Raw genomic sequence first — 20,130 nt, 5'->3', positions numbered from 1 at the left:
CGCCGGTTTCGCATTCTGGTCGGTCGATCGCCGTCTGAAAAGAACACGTTTCGAGAGGATACACATTTGTCTCACTCCCTAATTGGCAAAGCGATCCTGCTCTCCACCGGCCTGGCCCTTGCAATCGGCGCCCAGGCAGCAGGGCAGGTGAAGATCTACAACTGGTCCGACTATGTTGGCGAGACAACCCTGGCCGACTTCGAGAAAGCGACAGGTATCAAGCCTTCCTATGACGTGTTCGATTCCAACGAAACCCTCGAAGGCAAATTGCTGGCGGGGCGTACCGGTTACGACGTAGTGGTGCCGTCCAACCATTTTCTTGGAAAGCAGATAAAAGCCGGCGTATTCCAGAAGCTAGACCGCAGCCAGCTGCCGAACTGGAACAAGCTGGACCCTGCACTGATGAAGCGGCTGGAAGCCAACGATCCGGGTAACCAGTACGCCGTGCCTTACCTGTGGGGCACTAACGGTATCGGTTATAACGTGGCCAAGGTGAAAGCTGCGCTGGGCACAGACAAGATCGACTCCTGGGCTGTGCTGTTCGAGCCCGAGAACATGAAAAAGCTGCAGAAATGTGGCGTAGCGTTCCTCGATTCCCCGGACGAGATGATGCCCGCCGTTCTGCAGTACCTGGGGCTGGACCCCAACAGCACCAACCCCGATGACTACAAAAAGGCAGAAGCCAAGTTGTTGGCTGTTCGGCCTTATATTCGCTACTTCCACTCCTCCAAGTACATCACCGACCTGTCAGCGGGCAACATTTGTATCGCCGCCGGGTTCTCCGGGGATGTGTTCCAGGCGCGCAACCGTGCCAAGGAAGCCAAGAACGGTGTGAACGTTGCCTATTCCGTTCCAAAAGAAGGCGGCAACCTCTGGTTCGATATGCTGGCCATTCCTGCAGATGCGCCGGACGTGGAAGCCGCCCATGCCTTCATCAACTACATGCTTGAGCCTAAGGTGATCGCGCAGGTCAGCGACTACGTGGGCTATGCCAACCCGAACCCCGAGGCGCGAGCTGACATGGACAAGGCCGTAAGCGAAGACCCTGCGGTGTACCCCCCACAGGACGTGCTCGACAAGGCGTATGTGAACCATGAGCTGCCGCCAAACATTCAGCGCTTGATGACCCGTTCCTGGACGCGCATCAAGACAGGCAAGTAATTAACCTTTTGCCCGCCACCCTGGGCGGGCGCGTGAACAAGTTGGGAGTTCGTTGATGGCCGTTGCCTCCAGTGCCTACAAGAAAGCCCTCGAAGGCGGGCAGCACCTTAAAGAGGTGTTGGTCAAGATCGATCGGGTGACCAAGAAATTCGATGAAACGGTCGCTGTAGACGACGTTTCCCTGCAGATCCACAAGGGCGAAATCTTCGCCCTGCTGGGCGGGTCCGGCTCGGGCAAGTCGACCTTGCTCCGCATGCTGGCCGGTTTCGAGCGGCCCACGGAAGGCCGGATCTTCCTGGACGGTGAGGACATCACCGACATGCCGCCTTACAAGCGGCCCATCAACATGATGTTCCAGTCTTATGCGCTGTTTCCGCACATGACAGTGGCCCAGAACATCGCCTTCGGCCTGAAGCAGGACAAGATGCCTGGCGCCGAAATCGATGCGCGCGTAGCGGAAATGCTCAAGCTGGTGCACATGACCCAGTACGCCAAGCGCAAGCCACATCAGTTGTCAGGTGGGCAGCGCCAGCGTGTAGCCCTGGCGCGCTCCCTGGCCAAACGGCCCAAGCTGCTGTTGCTCGACGAACCCATGGGTGCCCTGGACAAGAAGCTGCGCTCGGAAATGCAGCTGGAGCTGGTGCAGATCATCGAGCGCGTAGGCGTTACCTGTGTGATGGTGACCCACGACCAGGAAGAGGCCATGACCATGGCCGAGCGTGTGGCGATCATGCACTTGGGCTGGATTGCTCAGATCGGCAGCCCGGTGGACATCTACGAGACGCCTACCAGCCGCTTGGTGTGCGAGTTCATCGGTAACGTCAACCTGTTCGAAGGCCAAGTGGTCGAGGACATGGAAGGCTATGTCTTGATCAGTTCGCCAGAGCTTGAACGTAGCATCTATGTGGGCCATGGCGTGAGTACGGCGGCCGAAGACAAGAGCGTGACCTACGCCCTGCGGCCGGAAAAACTGCTGGTGACCACCGAACAGCCTACCACTGAGCACAACTGGTCCCGTGGCAAGGTGCATGACATTGCCTACCTGGGCGGGCATTCGGTGTTCTACGTGCAGCTGCCTAGCGGCAAGATCGTGCAATCCTTCGTGGCCAACGCCGAGCGCCGCGGGGCCCGGCCTACTTGGGACGATGAAGTGTTCGTGTGGTGGGAAGACGACAGCGGCGTGGTGCTTCGTTCATGAACCGGAAAAAGATCAAGCGCATTTACAACCGCTGGGTGCCCGGCGGCCGGCAATGGGTGATCGGTGTGCCGTTCATCTGGCTGTTCCTGTTCTTCATGCTGCCGTTCTTCATTGTACTGAAGATCAGCTTTGCCGAAGCCGACGTGGCCATTCCGCCCTACACGGACATCTGGCAGTACGCCGAAGGCAAGATCAACATCGCCCTCAACCTGGCCAACTACCTGTTGCTGGGCGACGACGACCTCTATTTCGCGGCCTATTTCGGTTCGTTGAAAATGGCGTTCTTCAGCACGTTGCTGTGCGTGCTGATTGGTTATCCCATGGCGTATGCCATGTCGATTGCCAAGAAAGAGACCCAAACGGTTCTGCTGTTGCTGATCATGATGCCCACCTGGACGGCCATCCTGATCCGCGTGTATGCGTGGATGGGCTTGTTGAGCAACAACGGCCTGCTCAATGGCTTTTTGATGTACCTGGGCGTGATCGATCAGCCTCTGCAGATCCTGAACACCAACCTGGCGGTGTACATCGGGGTGGTGTATTCGTACCTGCCATTCATGATTCTGCCCCTGTTTGCCAACCTGGTGAAACACGACCAGAGCCTGCTTGAAGCGGCGTCAGACTTAGGCTCCAGCCGCTTCAACAATTTCTGGAAAATCACCGTGCCGCTGTCGAAGAACGGCATCATCGCCGGCTGCATGCTGGTGTTCATTCCTGTGGTAGGCGAGTTTGTGATTCCTGAGCTGCTGGGTGGCCCGGAAACCCTGATGATCGGCAAGGTGCTATGGCAGGAGTTCTTCAACAATCGCGATTGGCCGGTGGCGTCCGCATTGGCAGTCGTAATGCTGGTGCTGTTGATCATTCCGATCCTGCTGTTCAACCGTAGCCAGGCCAAAGAGCTGGAGGGCAAGCTATGACGTCTCGTTTCCGGTTCTCCACCTTCATGCTGTGGGCAGGGTTGATCTTCATCTATGCGCCCATGCTGATCCTGGTGATTTTCTCGTTCAACGCCTCCCGGCTGGTAACAGTGTGGGGCGGTTGGTCGGTGAAGTGGTACCAAGGGCTGTTGCACAACGACCAGTTGATGAGTGCTGTCTTCCGTTCCTTGGAAATTGCCACCTACACTGCCATCTCCTCGGTCATTCTGGGAACGCTGGCGGCATTTGTGCTAACGCGTGTACCTCGCTTCAAGGGCCGCACCCTGTTTGGTGGCCTGGTCACGGCGCCCCTGGTGATGCCTGAAGTGATCACTGGCCTGTCATTGCTGCTGCTGTTCGTGGCCATGGCACAGGTGATCGGCTGGCCGCAGGAGCGTGGGGTGCCCACCATCTGGATTGCGCACACCACCTTTTGTGCGGCCTATGTGGCCGTGGTGGTCTCGGCGCGCCTGCGTGAACTGGACCTGTCCATCGAAGAAGCGGCCATGGACCTAGGCGCGCGGCCTTGGAAGGTGTTCCTGCTGATTACCATCCCGATGATCGCGCCTTCGCTGGCAGCAGGCGGCATGATGTCTTTCGCGCTGTCGCTGGACGACCTGGTATTGGCAAGCTTCGTGGCTGGCCCGGGTTCCACTACGCTGCCCATGGAAGTGTTCTCGCAGGTACGCCTGGGCGTGAAGCCTGAGATCAATGCCATCGCCAGCCTTATTCTGCTGGTGGTATCTGTCTTCACGTTCTTTGTATGGTTCTTCAGTCGCCGTGCTGAAGAGCGCCGTCGCCGGGCCATTCAGCAGGCTGTCGAGGAAGCGGCCGTAGCCAACTCGTCCCAGCCAGACCCGCGTCGCGCCAAGCCTGAAGTGGTTTCGGCCTGAAGGTGCTTGTTCAATAGCCGTAGGCAGGGGTAGGGTTGCCCGTACAACCGGGTGACCCTGATGACTGCGACCTTCCATCCTGATCGGCTGCGCGCCAGCCTTTCTTCTCTCAACGAAACCTGTACGCCTTGCCAGCAAGGCGCAGCGTATCAGCGTTTCTACGGCCTGGACCTGCCCGGCTGTGCCGTGCGGTTCGATACGCTTCTGGGGCGTTTTGAAGCTGAGGGGTTCGAGCTGGTGTGCCAGGTATGGCTACCTCGTCAGCCACGGGGCACGCTGTTTCTGTTGCACGGGTTCTACGATCACATGGGCTTGTTCCGCCATGTGATTGCCTGGGCCTTGGGCTGCGGGCTGGCGGTGGTGTCATGCGACCTGCCAGGGCATGGGCTGTCCAGTGGGCCACGCGCCAGTATCCGACACTTTGGCCATTACCAGTCTACCCTTGACGGGCTGTTTGCTCAGGCTCAAGCCCTGGGCCTGCCACGGCCCTGGCATGCATTAGGGCAAAGCACCGGGGGTGCGATCCTGATCGACCATGCGCTGCACAAAGGTAGTAGCAGCCCTGTAGACGGTCGCCTCATGTTGCTGGCGCCTCTGGTTCGCCCGCGGGCCTGGGGCTGGTCCCGTTTGAGCTATCACGTGCTTAGCCCTTTTGTAGACGGTATTGCCCGGCGCTTCAGCGAAAATAGCAATGACCCAGCCTTTTTGCCCTTTCTGCAGGCAGACCCTCTGCAGCCTTTGAGGTTGCCAACTGCGTGGGTAGGTGCGCTGGTGGAGTGGGTACGCCGGATCGAAGCGGCGCCTGCGTGCACCCTTACACCATTGATCGTGCAGGGCGAGCAGGACATGACAGTGGACTGGCGGCACAACCTGCGGGTGCTGGAGCGCAAGTTCAAGCAGCCCGAAGTGCTACGCCTGCCTCCGGCCCGACACCATTTGGCCAACGAGGCAGACTATATTCGGGCGCAATACCTGCCGTTTCTGGAGCGGTATCTGTAACCGGCGTAACGGCATACGCGTCAGGTTCCAGGGTTCCGCCGTTAGCTACGCCTGGTCCCACCGGCATCGTATTGCTGCTACCGCGCCCCGACCGCCAACCCCGCCTTTACCGCCGCCAGTGCGGCCTGGTAATACGCATGCCCCTCCGGCGATTCGGCAAAGTTTACGAACTCCTCCAGCTCCGGGTCACTAAGGCCTCGGTAGACGTACAGCAGGGTGTTGTCCAGGTCTGTGCCAATCTGCTGCATCAGCCGTTCACGTTGGCCATTGAGCATGCTTTGGGCCGATGCGCCCCCTAGTAGCCCCGGAATCATCGAGCTAAGGCTGTCGGCCGCTACGCCTGCAATCGCCAGGCTCACTTCGGCGCCTGCTTCACGCGCAGGCAAGGCGCGAGCAAGGTGGCCAATGAGCAACTGGCGAGTATCGCTGGCCTGCATTTTCGGCAAGCCTTGCGCGTTGCGCGCCAGTTGGTCCGGGCGGGTAGCCAACAACTCGGCAGCCACTATTTTGCGGCCCAGTGGGGACTGGAAGAACGTCAAGGCGGGTTGAGGGTTTGCCAGTGCCTGGTGCAAGCTGCCTTCAGCACGTTGGTCAACGGCCTGAGCTGAAAAGCGTTGGTTGCTGTTGTTCACCAAGGCTTGGAACACAGCCGGTGGAAGGCTGTTCTGGTAGCGTTGCTGAGCCGCCTGGAGCGCATCGGTGAAATGAACACGTTGTTCTGGCCAGCCGGCAGCCTTGTAAAGCGCGTCGTGGAGGTCTGCCCACGCCGGCAAGGCGCAGAACATCAACACAACGAAAAGAAAACGACGCATGAAGGACTCCTGTCGGCAGGGCACTATTGTCTGTGTCAAGGGCGGCCTTTGTCGAGAGAGGCAAGGCAGTAGCCGATGAAACTCGGCCTGCGCTTCGTAGGTGCTGTTTGTTTCACGGGCGTATCGCTAACATGTGTCGATGAAAATAGCCCTCGATCACCCGTTGTTCACGCGTATCGCTTCCGACCTCGCCGATCATGGCTGGTCGCATCACACTATTTTCCTTCCGCCGGCACTGACCCAGGCCTTGGCCACGGATTGCCAGCGCCGGGCGGCCGATGGGCTGCTTACGCCTGCAGCGACAGGGCGTGGCATCGGCGCTCAGGTTCGCGAAGGTATCCGCGGCGATGCTATCGACTGGGTGGAGCCAGGGCAGTCTGCGCCCGTCGACAGCTGGCTCACACTGATGGATTGCTTGCGGCAGAGCTTGAACCAGTCCCTTTACCTGGGGCTGGAGGATTTTGAGGGGCACTTTGCGTGCTACCCACAGGGTGGCTATTACACGCGCCACCTGGACCGCTTCAACGACGACGACCGACGCGTGGTGTCCACCGTTCTGTATTTGAATGACGCCTGGTTACCCGAAGACGGCGGCCAGCTGCGGCTGTACCTGCCTGATCAGCGAGTACATGACGTGGTGCCTACGGGGGGAGCGTTCGTGGCCTTCATGTCGGGGCAGGTTCCCCATGAAGTGATGCCGGCCATGCGGGAGCGGCGCTCGCTGACCGGCTGGTTGCGCCGCCGGGGCGAGCTGCCTTTGTGAGGCACAGTGGAACTCACATGCTCACGTTGTAGCGTGCGCCGCCCCCTTCAGGGCGGCCCATGCCATCAGAACAATACGCGGCAGCGAATGGTGCCGTTAATGTGCTGTAACTTGGCCTGTGCCAGGTCCGAGTATTCGGCGTCCACGTCAATGACGACATAGCCAACCTTCTCGTTGGTTTGCAGAAACTGGCCGGAAATGTTGATGCCGTTCTCCGCGAACACCTTGTTGATCTCGCTCAGCACGCCTGGAATGTTCTCGTGGATGTGCAACAGGCGATGCTTGCCAGGGTGAGCCGGCAAAGCCACTTCAGGGAAGTTGACCGACGATACGGAAGTACCGTTGTCGCTGTACTTGACCAGCTTTTCTGCCACTTCCAGCCCGATGTTGGCTTGGGCTTCGGCGGTGGAACCACCGATATGCGGGGTGAGGATCACATTGTCCAGGCCACGCAGAGGGCTCTCGAAAATGTCTTCGTTGGAGCGCGGCTCCACCGGGAACACGTCGATGGCTGCGCCGATCAGGTGCTTGTCTTTGATCGCTTCGGCCAGGGCTTCCAGGCGCACCACGGTGCCACGGGCTGCGTTGATCAGGATGCCGCCTTTTTTCATGGCGCGGATTTCTTCTTCGCCAATCATCCACTTGGTGGACGGCAACTCAGGCACATGCAGCGACACGATGTCTGCCAGGCCCAGCAGCTCCTTGAGCGTAGGCACCTGTGTAGCGTTGCCCAGCGGCAGCTTGGTCAGCGGGTCATAGAAAAACACCTGCATGCCCAGGCCCTCGGCCAGTACGGACAGCTGCGTACCGATCGAACCATAGCCGACGATGCCGAGCTTCTTGCCACGGATCTCGAACGAGTTCGCGGCGCTCTTGATCCAGCCACCGCGGTGGCAGGAGGCGTTCTTTTCAGGAATGCCCCGTAGCAGCAGAATGGCCTCGGCCAGTACTAGCTCGGCCACTGAACGGGTGTTGGAGTAGGGCGCGTTGAAGACGGCAATACCCCGTTCACGGGCAGCGTTGAGGTCGACCTGGTTGGTTCCGATGCAGAAGCAGCCGACCGCTACCAGTTTTTTCGCACAGTCGAACAGCTCTTCGGTCAGGTGCGTACGCGAACGAATACCGATGAAATGGGCATCGGCGATCTTGGCCTTGAGGTCCGCTTCGGGCAGGGAGCTGGCGTGGTACTCGATGTTGGTGTAACCGGCCGCCTTGAGCGTGTCCACGGCAGTCTGGTGTACGCCTTCGAGAAGAAGGAACTTGATCTTGCTCTTGTCGAGAGAAGTCTTGCTCATCTGCTTAAACCTGGTTCCGAAAAAATGGCGGGGAGAAGAACGACCGCTACGTTCGCGCTGCACCTGAGCAGCCCTGCAGCGGGGGCTTATGCTAGCATGTTCGCCTTCCTTGACGCCCGCGCTCAGACGTGAAGATGCCTCAGGCAGCGTATGAGAGAATTACGGGTTCGCTTATCTGCTTGAGTGTTACTAGGTTCCGTCTGAAATATGTTTGTGCGAAGGTCAGGCAAGGCGAAAGCAGGCGAGGAAGCGGACTGGGCCCGCACTCGGGTTTACTGGTTGTAAATGAGCATTCCGAGCCTGCTTTCAACGCAGCATCACCGAGCACAGATATATTTCAGACAGAACCTAAGGGGTCGATCATGAACTACCAGCACCAGTACACCGACGGCACCCACATTCATTTTCCATTGGGGAAAGTGGTGTGCATTGGTCGCAATTATGCCGAGCATGCCGCAGAGCTGAACAACCCGGTGCCCACCGAGCCTTTGTTGTTCATCAAGCCGGGCAGTTGCGTTGTGCCTGCCGAGGGCGGGTTCAAGATCCCCGAAGGCCGTGGGTCGGTCCATTATGAAACCGAAATTGCCGTGTTGCTGGGCAAGCCGCTGTCCAACCAGCCCAGCGAGGAAGAAGTGCGAGACGCTATTTCCGGTTTCGCACCAGCCCTGGACCTTACGCTGCGTGACGTGCAGGCGAAACTGAAGGAAAAAGGCCTGCCTTGGGAAATCGCCAAGTCATTCGACGGTGCTTGTGTGCTGTCGCCTTTCGTCCCTGCCAGCCAGTTCCCGGACCTGGCCGACATTCCTGTGCGCCTTACCCTAAACGGTGAGGTTCGGCAGGACGGTAACAGCGGGTTGATGCTCAATGCCATCGTGCCGATGATCCAGCACATGGCGGCCCAATTCTCGCTGCAAGCGGGTGATGTGGTGCTCACCGGTACACCCGTAGGCGTTGGCCCGTTGGAGAGCGGTGATGAACTGGTGATCGAGTTGCCAGGCACCACTCGCGTCGAAACCCGAGTGCTCTGAAGCGTTGAGTTCGAAGCGGTCGGGTTTCCCGATTTTTTCACATCGGGTACGGATAATACGCCAGCATTCCGCACCCGACCGCAGGTAACGCTTATGTCCAGCACTGCCACTTCGCCCAACGCACTTGGTAGCCGGCGCTCGCCCAACCGCCGGCGGTTATTGCTAAGCGCCTTGGTGCTGATAGTGGCCTACGTGGTCGCGGCCGTGTTGCACTGGGACGATCGCGCGGTGCTGTGGTTCAAGGAGTACTTCACCTCCCCGGCCGAGCAGGCACAAGCGGTCTGGCTGCCGGGTTACCGCGCCATCATCGATGCCAAGCCGCTTTCTGGCATGGAAGACGACGAAGCCTCGGACCTGACCTATGACCCCGTCAGCCGTACCCTGTACGCGGTGATGGGTAAACATCCGTTTCTGGTTCAACTGAGCCTGCAAGGGGATGTGCTGCGCAAAATCCCCCTTGTGGGCTGGGCCAACCCGGAGGGTGTGGCCATGCTGGGTGAAGGGCGCCTGGCAATCACGGATGAGCGCCTGCATACCCTGGTGGTGGTTACCGTACAGCCAGAGACAACAATCCTGAACTACCAAGCGTTTCCGGCCGTGGACCTGGGCACGTCCCCGAACCAGAACAAAGGGTTCGAAGGCATTACCTGGGATGCCAAGCACCAGCGGCTGTTGTTGGGGCAGGAGCGCCCGCTGGAGCTGTTCAGCCTCAAGGAGGCAGACAACGGCCGTTTTGCCGTAGACAAGCAGCCCGTCGCTAGCGATGCCTTGGACATGCGCAACTTGTCGGCCATGGATATCGACCCTCGTACGGGCAACCTGTTGCTGCTTTCAGCCGATTCGCACCTGCTGATGGAGGCCAACCCAGAAGGCAAGCCGGTTAGCTTCATGGCCTTGCTCGGCGGTTTCAATGGCATCAAGAACACCATCCCCCGTGCCGAGGGTGTTGCGCTGGACGAGCAGGGCACGCTGTACATGGTCAGTGAACCTAACCTGTTCTACGCCTTCAAGAAAAAATAGGCCTGCGCTTAAGTCGCGCTTCAGGGAAATATGGTTCTATCGGCAGGTTTCTTCCTGAACGATACCTCCATGCTCTCGCTATTGTCTGCTCGCCCTGTGCGTTTTTGTCTGTTCTTTGCTGTGTTAGTGGTAGGCGCCAGCCTGGCCTACCGGTCCCCTTTGCCTGCTCGGCTCTGGTTCGAGGTGAGCCGGTGGTTTTCTTCCGATACGTCTGCCATAGGGCTTGACCATTACCGGGTTACGCTCGAGGCCCTGCCCTTGGCAGGCCTGGACAATATTTCGGCGCTGACCTATGACCCGGACCGTAACACCCTCTTTACCGTCACCAATAAGCAGCCAGAGCTGATAGAGCTTTCGCTGGAAGGCGAGGTGTTGCGGCGCATCCCGCTTGAAGGGCTCGATGACCCTGAAGCGGTGGAATACATCGCCCCTGGCACTTATGTGCTCAGTGGTGAGCGGCAGCAGCGGCTGGTGCAGGTGGAAGTGGACGATCACACCCAGCGTCTGAATGCAGCCGATGCGCACCATCTTTCATTGGGGTTAGGCCTCAATGGCAACAAAGGTTTCGAGGGCCTGGCCTATGACGGCGCCAGCAAACGCCTGTTCGTGGCCAAGGAGCGCGACCCGGTGCGCATCTATGAAGTCAGTGGGTTCCCCATGGGCGGGGCGGGGCCTGTTGCCGTCAGCATCGCGGAAAACCCGGAGCGGGACCGGGCCATGTTCGTGAAAGACCTGTCTAGCCTGCAGTTCGACCCCCGTACGGGGCACCTGATGGTGGTCTCCGACGAGTCGCGGGTGCTGGTCGAGCTCAACGCCGACGGCAAGCCGGTGGCCAGCCTGTCGCTGGTCGCGGGGGCGGCCGGCTTGAAGCGCAATGTGCCCCAAGCCGAAGGTATCGCCATGGATGCCGAGGGCACTTTATATATCGTGAGCGAGCCGAATCTGTTCTATCGCTTTGAGCCGCAGCCGCAGCCCCCCCACTAGGCTCAGCGGGTATACCGCTTCACACCCTCGGCAGTACCTAGCAGCAGCAGGTCGGCAGGGCGCGCGGCGAACAGGCCGTTGGTTACCACACCCACGATCTGGTTGATGCTGGCTTCCAGCGCCACGGGGTCGGTGATGTGGAGGTTGTGTACGTCAAGGATGATATTGCCGTTATCTGTCAGCACGCCGTCCCGGTACACCGGGTCGCCTCCCAGCCTTACCAGCTCGCGGGCCACGTGGCTGCGAGCCATGGGCACCACTTCGACGGGTAGCGGAAACTGCCCCAGCACAGGGACCAGCTTGCTGGCATCGGCAATACAGATGAACTGCCGGGCCACCGCCGCCACGATCTTTTCCCGCGTGAGTGCCGCGCCGCCGCCCTTGATCAGGTGCAGGCGCTCGTCGCTTTCATCGGTGCCGTCCACGTAGAACTCCAGCTCGCCTGCTGCATTGAGGTCATACACGGGAATGCCATGGCCCTTGAGGCGTGCGGCGGTGGCATCGGAGCTGGCGACTGCACCATCGAAGGCACCCTTGTGGCGGGCCAGGGCGTCGATGAACAGGTTTGCAGTCGACCCGGTGCCTACGCCAACGATGCTCTTGTCGTTCAGGCCGGGCAGAATATGATCGACGGCCGCCTGGGCCACGGCCTGTTTGAGTTGATCCTGGGTCATACTAGGGCTCCGCAAGCGGCTGGTGTTCAAGAAGGGGCAGCATTATAGCCATCGATAGCCTCCGAGTGTGGTGGCGGCACAGAACGCTGGGTTAGACTCACAAGCCCTGTACCTCTCAGCAGTGACCTGTGCGCCCATGCTCGAACAGTACGTAAAAAAGATTCTCACCTCGCGCGTTTACGACGTGGCCGTCGAAACCCCCTTGCAGCCCGCCAACCAACTGTCGCGGCGGCTGCAAAACCAGGTATTGCTCAAGCGCGAAGACTTGCAGCCGGTGTTCTCTTTCAAGATCCGGGGCGCCTACAACAAGCTGTCTCACTTGACCGACGCGGAGCGCAGCCGTGGCGTAGTGACCGCTTCGGCGGGCAACCATGCCCAGGGCCTGGCACTGGCTGCGCGCGAAATGGGCGTGAAGGCGGTGATCGTGATGCCGACCACCACCCCAGAAATCAAAATCGAAGGGGTGCGCTCGCGTGGCGCCACAGTCGTGCTGCAAGGCGATTCCTTCCCCGAGGCACTGGCTTGGTCCCTCAAACTGGTGGAAGAGCAGGGCTACGTGTACGTTCACCCGTATGACGACCCTGACACAATCGCCGGCCAGGGTACGGTGGCCATGGAGATCCTTCGTCAGCACCGCGGGCCGCTGGACGCCATCTTCGTGCCGGTCGGTGGCGGCGGGCTGATCGCCGGTATCGCGGCGTATGTGAAATACCTGCGGCCTGAAGTGCGGATCATCGGCGTGGAGCCGGACGACTCCAACTGCCTGCAAGCGGCCATGGCTGCGGGAGAGCGGGTGGTACTGTCCCAAGTGGGCCTGTTTGCCGATGGCGTGGCGGTGGCGCAGATCGGCAAGCACACCTTCGACATCTGCCAGCATTACGTGGACGAAGTGATCACGGTAAGCAGCGACGAGATCTGCGCGGCCATCAAGGACATTTTCGACGACACGCGCTCCATCACTGAGCCTGCCGGTGCGCTGGGTGTTGCAGGCATCAAGAAATACGTGGAAAGCCGAGGTATCACCGGGCAGACGCTGATTGCCATCGACTCAGGCGCCAATGTCAATTTCGACCGGTTGCGGCATGTGGCTGAGCGGGCAGAGCTAGGCGAAGGGCGCGAAGCCATTATCGCCGTCACCATTCCTGAACAGCCTGGCAGTTTCAAAGCCTTCTGCGAAGCGGTGGGCAAGCGGCAGATCACGGAATTCAACTATCGCTACCACAGTGGGCACGAGGCGCACATATTCGTGGGCGTGCAGACACACCCCGTCAGCGATCCCCGCTCAGCCTTGATCGCCAACCTCACCGACCAGGGGTTCCCCGTACAGGATTTGACGGATAACGAGCTGGCCAAGCTGCACATACGCCACATGGTGGGTGGGCATGCGGTGAAGGTGAGCGACGAGATGGTGTTACGGTTCGAATTCCCAGAGCGGCCAGGTGCGCTGTTCAACTTCCTGAACAAGCTGGGGGGGCGTTGGAACATCTCGATGTTCCATTACCGCAATCACGGCTCGGCAGATGGCCGTGTAGTGGCAGGCCTGCAGGTTCCAGAGGCTGAGCGGCCCGAAGTCATCGCTGCACTCGAAGAGATCGCCTATCCCTTCTGGGACGAAACCGACAACCCGGCCTACCAGCTGTTCCTCGGGTAGCACCTGCCTTTTGGGGGAGCCCGCGCGTAGCGGGCGAACCTGGGCGGCTACCATGCTGCGGTGCCTGCTACAGGGAAGGCACTTACTCGCGCAGTGAAATAACTTTCCAGCCCCGGCGCATGGCCTCGCCATGCAGCACAGGGTCCGGGTCCACGGCAACGGGGTGCGCTACACGCTCAAGCAAGGGCATGTCGTTCATCGAGTCGCTATAGAAATAGCTGCCTTCCAGGTTAAGGCCGTTTTCGCCCAGCCAGCGTTCCAGGCGTGTGACCTTGCCTTCACGGAAGCAGGGCACGTCTGTGCTGCGGCCCGTGTAGCGATCACCGTTCATTTCGCATTCTGTGGCCAGCAGGGTTTCAACACCTAGGCGCGCGGCAATAGGGCCAGTAACAAAGCGATTGGTGGCCGTAATGATCACCAGCCTGTCGCCCGCTGCACGATGCTCTTCCAGCAGCGCCAGGGCCTTTGGCAAAATGATGGGCTCAATGCATTCGCGCATGAATGCGTCATGCCACTGCTTGAGTTGTGCCGGCTCGGTAACCGCCAGAATCTCCAGGCTGAAGCTCAGGTAGGCCTGCAGGTCCAGCTTGCCTGCCAGGTAATCCTGGTAAAACTCATCGTTACGCTGCTTGTAGGCGACCGGGTCCAGTATGCCTTTTGCGCACAGGTAATCACCCCAGGCATGGTCGCTGTCGCCGCCAAGCAGCGTGTTATCAAGGTCGAACAGGGCCAGGCGCATGAATTGGCTCGCATTAATGGCAGAAATGGCCCACAGAATACGGCCTTTTATGAATGCTGCACATAAGGCTGCACGCCTCGTTGCCGCTCTGCCGGGCTTTGTGGAACAATGCCCGAACATGCGTTTGCGAGGTTGCTGCCGTGATCGACCCCGATGGATTCCGCCCCAATGTTGGCATCATCCTTACCAATGATGCTGGCCAGGTGCTATGGGCGCGCCGGATCAATCAGGACGCCTGGCAGTTTCCCCAGGGGGGCATCAACCCCGAGGAATCGCCCGAGCAGGCTTTGTATCGCGAGCTGAACGAAGAAGTCGGCCTTGAGCGTCAGGACGTGGAAATCCTCGCCTGCACCCGCGGCTGGCTGCGCTACCGTCTGCCACAGCGGCTGGTTCGTACCCACAGCCAGCCCCTATGCATCGGGCAGAAGCAGAAATGGTTCCTGCTGCGGCTGGTGTCCAATGAACAGCGTGTAAGGATGGACCTGACCGGAAAACCGGAATTCGATGGCTGGCGTTGGGTCAGCTATTGGTACCCCCTGGGCCAGGTGGTCACTTTCAAACGGGAAGTGTACCGTCGGGCCTTGAAAGAATTGGCCCCACGCCTGTTATCGCGCGACTGACGACGGAGTTCGACCCCGAGCCATGCTCAATACGCTGCGCAAGATCGTTCAGGAAGTAAACTCCGCCAAAGATCTCAAAACGGCGTTGGGGATCATTGTCATCCGCGTGCAGGAAGCCATGAGCAGCCAAGTGTGCTCGGTGTACCTGCTGGACCCGGAATCCAACCGTTTCGTACTGATGGCCACCGAGGGCTTGAACAAGCGCTCCATTGGTCGCGTGAGCATGGCCCCCAACGAAGGCTTGGTCGGCCTGGTTGGCACGCGCGAAGAACCCCTGAACCTCGAAAACGCAGCAGACCACCCTCGCTATCGCTACTTCGCCGAAACGGGCGAAGAGCGCTATGCCTCGTTCCTGGGTGCGCCCATCATCCACCACCGTCGCGTGGTGGGTGTGTTGGTGATCCAGCAAAAGGAACGCCGCCAGTTCGATGAAGGCGAAGAGGCCTTCCTGGTGACCATGAGTGCCCAATTGGCCGGCGTTATCGCCCATGCCGAAGCCACAGGCTCTATTCGTGGGCTGGGCCGCCAGGGCAAGGGCACGCAGGAGGCCCGTTTCGTAGGCGTTCCCGGCTCACCAGGCGCTGCCGTGGGCACAGCGGTAGTGGTATTGCCTCCGGCAGACCTGGAGGTGGTACCAGACCGTACCGTTACGGACATCCAGGCCGAAATACAGCTGTTCGAAACGGCCCTCGAAGGCGTGCGCAACGACATGCGCACCCTCTCGGCAAAGCTGGCAACCCAGCTTCGGCCAGAAGAGCGTGCTTTGTTCGATGTGTACCTGATGATGCTGGACGACGCCTCGCTGGGCAGTGAAGTGCGCAACGTGATCAAGACCGGCCAGTGGGCCCAGGGCGCGCTGCGCCAGGTGGTCACCGAGCATGTGAACCGCTTTGAGCTGATGGACGACGCTTACCTGCGCGAGCGCGCCTCGGATGTGAAAGACCTTGGCCGCCGCCTGCTGGCCTACCTGCAGCAGGAGCGGCAGCAAACCCTGGTGTACCCGGACAACACCATTCTGGTGAGTGAAGAGCTGTCGCCTGCCATGTTGGGGGAGGTGCCCGAAGGCAAGCTGGTGGGCCTTATCTCTGTGATGGGCTCTGGCAACTCCCACGTGGCGATCCTGGCGCGTGCCATGGGCATTCCTACGGTCATGGGCCTGGTAGACCTACCGTACTCGAAGGTCGACGGCATCAAGATGATCGTCGATGGCTACCATGGCGAGGTCTTCACTAACCCCAGCGACATCCTGACCAAGCAATACGCTGCCGTGGTCGAAGAAGAGCGCGAACTGGCCAAGGGCCTGGACGCGCTGCGTGAGCTGCCTTGCGTAACCCTGGATGGTCACCGTATGCCGCTGTGGGTCAACACCGGCCTGCTGGCCGACGTGGCCCGTGCCCAACAGCGTGGCGCCGAAGGTGTAGGCCTGTACCGCACCGAAGTGCCATTCATGATTAACCAGCGCTTCCCGTCCGAGAAAGAGCAGACGGCAATCTACCGCGAGCAACTGGCTGCCTTCCACCCCCTGCCCGTCACCATGCGCAGCCTGGATATCGGCGGCGACAAGGCCTTGTCCTACTTCCCCATCAAGGAAGAAAACCCCTTCCTGGGCTGGCGCGGCATTCGGGTCACGCTCGACCACCCGGAGATTTTCCTGGTGCAGGCACGGGCAATGCTCAAGGCCAGCGAAGGCCTGGACAACCTGCGCATCCTGCTGCCGATGATTTCCGGCACCCATGAACTTGAAGAGGCCCTGCACCTGCTGCATCGGGCCTGGGGCGAGGTGCGCGACGAAGGCACCGACGTGCCGATGCCGCCGATTGGCGTGATGGTGGAAATCCCTGCTGCCGTGTACCAGACCCGGGACTTGGCACGCCAGGTGGACTTCCTCTCCGTAGGTTCGAACGACCTGACCCAGTACCTGCTAGCGGTGGACCGCAACAACCCGCGTGTAGCCGACCTCTATGACTACCTGCACCCGGCCGTACTGATGGCCCTGCAGCATGTAGTGACCGAGGCCCATGCCGAGGGCAAGCCCGTAAGCATCTGCGGAGAAATGGCCGGCGACCCTGCTGCTGCTGTGCTGCTGATGGCCATGGGGTATGACAGCCTGTCCATGAACGCCACCAACCTGCCCAAGGTGAAATGGATGCTGCGCCAGGTTAGCCATGAAAAATCCTGCGAGCTGCTGGCCCAATTGATGAAAATCGACAACCCACAACTGGTGCACAGTACGTTGCAACTGGCCCTGAAAAACCAGGGCCTGGCACGGATGATCAACCCGGCTGCCCCAAAAAGCCTCTGACACGCATTGGAGGCTGTGGCACCGGGCAAAGCCCGTGAACAACCCACCTGAGCCGTATCCAGGTTAGGCCGGAACCACCCGTTTCACTTCCCCCAATGGCCTGCCCCCAGGCCCAAAGCTACGCTCGATCAGGGTTCTCGCGCCATCAGCCTGGGTAACCAGCACAGTACTGGCCCGTGTGCCGTACGTTTCATTGGCAATGAATATGCTCGATAGTAACCGCTCTGTCACAAGCCCCACGCCCGTCTGCGGAAGGTCGGCATCCGCGGCAAGTTCAGGGTTAGCGAGCATGTCGAACCACGTGTCCGGCGTATCAGCCAAATGGTCTGCCAAGGCCGCACGAGCCTTCAGTAATTTGGACCAAGGCGTGTTCAGGCCAGCGTTGGACAGCCCATATACCCCTTCACCCAGGGCCTCGGGTGCGGTATGGCTGCTGAGGTAATACAGCGCCTGCCTGTCGCCCAGCAACAGGTTGAACCCCGCATACTCACCTGCCTGCGCATGCACGGTGTGGGCATAGGCCTGCAGCGAGCAGTCGCCTTTCAGATACGCCGCGCACAACTCACCTCTGGACCGCTGCCCCTGCGTCTTTCCACCGCCACGGATGTTGGTCACCGCCGCAAAGCGACCTGCTGGCCCGATACCCAACCAGGTGCCGCCGGCTTCCAGGTCCCGCCCGGCACATACTCCCGGCGCGTCTGGCCAAGCCGCTAGGGGAGCAGTGGGGCGTGCGTAGAACTCGTCCCGGTTGGCAGCAACGATAAGCGGCTGGGCGTGGCCAGGGCGCCACGCGAATGCAATCAGGCACATGGGAGGTTCCGTGGGTGAGGGGTGTGTGGGCATCATAAGGGAGGTAGGGGGCGGGGGGTGATTTAAGAGGGTGCTAATAGTGAGAGAGGGGACGGAAGCCTTGTAGGCTGATAATCTTTGATTTCACAATACGGCCCGTAAGTGTATGAACCATCTTTGCCAATTGCAGGCCATGATAGGCGCAGATCCAGTACGGTTGGAGGCGCTCCGCATCGTTAGCACTATAGGGCTTCCAGATTGTTGGATAGCTGCAGGTTTTGTGCGCAGTGCCATATGGGATAGGCAGCACAATCGAACCTATTCACCGCTACCGTCCGATATCGATGTGGTTTGGTTTGATAAAACACGCACCGATTCGGCTATCGACGTTGAGATCGAGAACCAGCTGCTCTCTTTAGCGCCTTCATTGAACTGGTCGGTGAAAAACCAGGCACGGATGCATGTACGCAATCACGATATGCCTTACAGCTCCGTTGCACACGCCATGACGGGCTGGTGCGAAACGGCGACAGGGGTCGCGGTTAGGCTTGGAGTGGATGACGTAATCGAAGTGTCAGCTCCATTCGGGTTGGATGACCTTTTCAATCTCGTTGTCCGACCAACAGCAAGATTCCAACTGGAAAAAAAGCCGATTTATCTAGAGCGCGTCAGATCGAAAAACTGGCTTGCTACCTGGCCTAGCCTAAAAATCTTAGATTATTGATGAGCAGGGCAGTGCGCGGGGTTTTTACGAGTATTAAAGCAAATAGCCTAGGGCCGCACGACGCGTGCTTTTGGGCACCCCCCGGTGTGGCCCCTCGCAACCTCAGCCGACTAATCGTTTGCGCATGGGCGTGCATGCCAGCTGGAGGCCCGAAGGTGAGGTATATATACCTGCAACCTCTCCGTGGTAACCGCAGCGGCGGTAGAACGCAGTGGCATTCGGAGTCGCGTCCAGATGAATCTCGTCAAGCCCAGCCTCAAGCGCCAGCCGTTCCAGATACTGGATCATGGACTTGCCAACTCCCTGCCCCATGAACGCAGGCAGTACAAAAAGAGCACCCAACTCTGCAGATTGTAAATCGATCAGCCCCGTGGCAATCGCTACTTCGCCCCACCATGCAATATGGTACTGGCGCTCTACATTGGCCCTGTACCGGTCCGTCAGCTGCACCTCCGTCCAGGCCTGAACCTGTTCTGACGTGTACACAGTAATACACTGGTGTCGTATCGCCTGAAACCGAATATCAAAAGCGGCCTCGGCATCGCTGTACCTGGCTGGGCGGATCTGCAACATGCTCACGCTCCTTGTCGTATTCGTTCATGACCGGAGCATGAAAAAGCCCCGACCATTCGTGGTGGGGCTTTGGGTGTGCGTTGGATTTACGCGCGAAACGCCCTATGGCCCGCCGAAGGAGGTCATCATGGAACGTATCATGGGCAGGCGGCTGCAAGTAATCATGGGAGCATCATCTGATGTTTCAGAAATGAGTGTCAAATTCCAGAGAGCACATATGCACGAATGCATATAACTGGATGGCTATCGATCCATTACCGTCTCCCGGCAGGATCGGTGATAACCAAATCCAGCCTCTCGTGGCCAGATACTGACTAATGCTAGGCTTCGGGCTTCTCAGCATAGGCAAGGAAAAATGCAATGCGGAAGATTCTCGGGCGGTCCTCTTCTATCAATGTGCGGAAAGTACTATGGGCTTGCACAGAGCTTAGGCTGCCCTTTGAGCATGATTCCGACTGGGGCTTAGGTTTTAGATCACCCAAGGCATCTGAATTTTTGGCTCTGAATCCTAACGCCCAGATTCCAGTGTTGGTAGAGAATGACTTCGTTCTGTGGGAGTCCAACAGTATCCTACGCTATCTCGCGAACGGCCCCGGTCAGGGCATGCTTTACCCTCAGGAGCCAAGAACCAGGGCACGAGTGGACCAATGGCTTGACTGGCAAGCCGCAGAACTCAATCCCTCATGGAGTTATGTCTTTCACTCCATAGTGCGGAATAATCCGGATTACCAGGACCCTGATCTATTGCGCCAAGGTCAGGCCCGGTGGGCAGGCACCATGGCTATTCTCGATCGGCAATTGACAGAGACAGGTGCGTTCGTTACTGGAAAACATTTCACCTTGGCCGACATTGCTATTGGACTTTCGGTGAATCGTTGGCTCCAGACGCCATTCGAGCGCCCCGCGTTCTCTGCAGTCAGTGCGTACCAGGATCGATTAAACCAACGGGAAGGTTATGTCCGCTACTCTGGAGAGGGCCAGCCGTAAC

General features: G+C 59.4%; 20 protein-coding genes. 14 read left to right on the top strand and 6 right to left on the bottom strand.

The window, feature by feature from the left end:
• Positions 1–66: 66 nt before the first annotated feature.
• Genes HBH25_RS17700 through bipL form a run of 5 tightly spaced genes read left to right on the top strand, consistent with a single transcriptional unit; the run spans position 67 to position 5,168 of the window.
• Complete coding sequence (locus HBH25_RS17700; RefSeq protein ID WP_168085263.1) at positions 67–1,161, top strand: polyamine ABC transporter substrate-binding protein; 1,095 nt, start codon at positions 67–69, stop codon at positions 1,159–1,161.
• A 55-nt stretch (positions 1,162–1,216) separates the two neighbouring features.
• Positions 1,217–2,359, top strand: a complete 1,143-nt coding sequence (potA, locus tag HBH25_RS17695; RefSeq protein WP_168085262.1) for a polyamine ABC transporter ATP-binding protein — start codon at positions 1,217–1,219, stop codon at positions 2,357–2,359.
• 35 nt (positions 2,360–2,394) lie between these two features.
• The gene (locus tag HBH25_RS17690) at positions 2,395–3,276 is read left to right on the top strand and encodes an ABC transporter permease subunit (RefSeq protein ID WP_168085344.1); all 882 of its coding nucleotides are present in this window, start codon (positions 2,395–2,397) and stop codon (positions 3,274–3,276) included.
• The gene (locus HBH25_RS17685; protein ID WP_168085261.1) at positions 3,273–4,169 is read left to right on the top strand and encodes an ABC transporter permease subunit; all 897 of its coding nucleotides are present in this window, start codon (positions 3,273–3,275) and stop codon (positions 4,167–4,169) included. Before HBH25_RS17690 ends, HBH25_RS17685 begins: the two co-directional genes overlap by 4 nt.
• Positions 4,170–4,229: 60 nt before the next feature.
• Positions 4,230–5,168, top strand: a complete 939-nt coding sequence (gene bipL, locus HBH25_RS17680; protein WP_168085260.1) for a phospholipase BipL — start codon at positions 4,230–4,232, stop codon at positions 5,166–5,168.
• 77 nt (positions 5,169–5,245) lie between these two features.
• On the opposite strand, the gene HBH25_RS17675 is transcribed toward bipL, so the two are convergent.
• Positions 5,246–5,980, bottom strand: coding sequence for a DUF2059 domain-containing protein (locus HBH25_RS17675; RefSeq protein WP_168085259.1), 735 nt, complete (start codon positions 5,978–5,980; stop codon positions 5,246–5,248).
• Between the two features lie 139 nt (positions 5,981–6,119).
• On the opposite strand from HBH25_RS17675, the gene HBH25_RS17670 reads away from it, so the two are divergent.
• Entirely contained in the window at positions 6,120–6,743 is a 624-nt protein-coding gene (locus tag HBH25_RS17670) for a 2OG-Fe(II) oxygenase (RefSeq protein ID WP_168085258.1), read from the top strand.
• A 65-nt stretch (positions 6,744–6,808) separates the two neighbouring features.
• Here HBH25_RS17670 and serA read toward each other — a convergent pair whose 3' ends face one another.
• On the bottom strand, positions 6,809–8,038 hold the full coding sequence (gene serA, locus HBH25_RS17665) for a phosphoglycerate dehydrogenase (protein WP_168085257.1): 1,230 nt from the start codon (positions 8,036–8,038) through the stop codon (positions 6,809–6,811).
• A gap of 362 nt (positions 8,039–8,400) precedes the next feature.
• Here serA and HBH25_RS17660 point away from each other — a divergent pair, with 362 nt between their 5' ends.
• From HBH25_RS17660 to HBH25_RS17650, 3 genes are all read left to right on the top strand, one after another.
• A complete protein-coding gene (locus HBH25_RS17660) occupies positions 8,401–9,066 on the top strand; it encodes a fumarylacetoacetate hydrolase family protein (protein WP_168085256.1) in 666 nt (221 codons plus the stop codon).
• Between the two features lie 93 nt (positions 9,067–9,159).
• A complete protein-coding gene (locus HBH25_RS17655) occupies positions 9,160–10,086 on the top strand; it encodes an SdiA-regulated domain-containing protein (protein ID WP_168085255.1) in 927 nt (308 codons plus the stop codon).
• A gap of 69 nt (positions 10,087–10,155) precedes the next feature.
• The gene (locus HBH25_RS17650; RefSeq protein ID WP_168085343.1) at positions 10,156–11,070 is read left to right on the top strand and encodes an SdiA-regulated domain-containing protein; all 915 of its coding nucleotides are present in this window, start codon (positions 10,156–10,158) and stop codon (positions 11,068–11,070) included.
• 2 nt (positions 11,071–11,072) lie between these two features.
• Here HBH25_RS17650 and rpiA read toward each other — a convergent pair whose 3' ends face one another.
• Positions 11,073–11,744 (bottom strand): ribose-5-phosphate isomerase RpiA, encoded by a 672-nt coding sequence (gene rpiA, locus HBH25_RS17645; protein ID WP_168085254.1) that lies wholly within the window; start codon positions 11,742–11,744, stop codon positions 11,073–11,075.
• Positions 11,745–11,880: 136 nt separating this feature from the next.
• Between rpiA and ilvA the strand changes: the two genes are divergently transcribed.
• Positions 11,881–13,395 (top strand): threonine ammonia-lyase, biosynthetic, encoded by a 1,515-nt coding sequence (ilvA, locus tag HBH25_RS17640; protein ID WP_168085253.1) that lies wholly within the window; start codon positions 11,881–11,883, stop codon positions 13,393–13,395.
• Positions 13,396–13,477: 82 nt separating this feature from the next.
• Here ilvA and HBH25_RS17635 read toward each other — a convergent pair whose 3' ends face one another.
• Entirely contained in the window at positions 13,478–14,134 is a 657-nt protein-coding gene (locus HBH25_RS17635) for a histidinol-phosphatase (protein WP_168085252.1), read from the bottom strand.
• A gap of 140 nt (positions 14,135–14,274) precedes the next feature.
• Between HBH25_RS17635 and HBH25_RS17630 the strand changes: the two genes are divergently transcribed.
• Both HBH25_RS17630 and ptsP read left to right on the top strand, forming a co-directional pair.
• On the top strand, positions 14,275–14,754 hold the full coding sequence (locus HBH25_RS17630) for an RNA pyrophosphohydrolase (protein WP_168085251.1): 480 nt from the start codon (positions 14,275–14,277) through the stop codon (positions 14,752–14,754).
• A 22-nt stretch (positions 14,755–14,776) separates the two neighbouring features.
• Positions 14,777–17,056 (top strand): phosphoenolpyruvate--protein phosphotransferase, encoded by a 2,280-nt coding sequence (gene ptsP / locus HBH25_RS17625; protein ID WP_168085250.1) that lies wholly within the window; start codon positions 14,777–14,779, stop codon positions 17,054–17,056.
• Positions 17,057–17,119: 63 nt separating this feature from the next.
• On the opposite strand, the gene HBH25_RS17620 is transcribed toward ptsP, so the two are convergent.
• A complete protein-coding gene (locus HBH25_RS17620) occupies positions 17,120–17,866 on the bottom strand; it encodes an NRDE family protein (RefSeq protein ID WP_168085249.1) in 747 nt (248 codons plus the stop codon).
• 145 nt (positions 17,867–18,011) lie between these two features.
• On the opposite strand from HBH25_RS17620, the gene HBH25_RS17615 reads away from it, so the two are divergent.
• Complete coding sequence (locus tag HBH25_RS17615) at positions 18,012–18,569, top strand: nucleotidyltransferase family protein (protein ID WP_168085248.1); 558 nt, start codon at positions 18,012–18,014, stop codon at positions 18,567–18,569.
• Between the two features lie 102 nt (positions 18,570–18,671).
• Here HBH25_RS17615 and HBH25_RS17610 read toward each other — a convergent pair whose 3' ends face one another.
• Positions 18,672–19,142 carry a GNAT family N-acetyltransferase gene (locus HBH25_RS17610; protein WP_168085247.1) on the bottom strand — a complete coding sequence of 157 codons (471 nt, stop codon included), beginning with the start codon at positions 19,140–19,142 and terminating at the stop codon, positions 18,672–18,674.
• A gap of 360 nt (positions 19,143–19,502) precedes the next feature.
• Between HBH25_RS17610 and HBH25_RS17605 the strand changes: the two genes are divergently transcribed.
• Entirely contained in the window at positions 19,503–20,129 is a 627-nt protein-coding gene (locus HBH25_RS17605) for a glutathione S-transferase family protein (RefSeq protein ID WP_168085246.1), read from the top strand.
• Position 20,130: the final 1 nt, after the last annotated feature.

The organism is Pseudomonas quercus (genome assembly GCF_012033695.1).
In the GTDB taxonomy this organism is placed as follows: domain Bacteria; phylum Pseudomonadota; class Gammaproteobacteria; order Pseudomonadales; family Pseudomonadaceae; genus Aquipseudomonas; species Aquipseudomonas quercus.
Note: the sequence above shows the minus strand (reverse complement) of the source record. Positions and strands in the feature narration are given on the sequence as shown.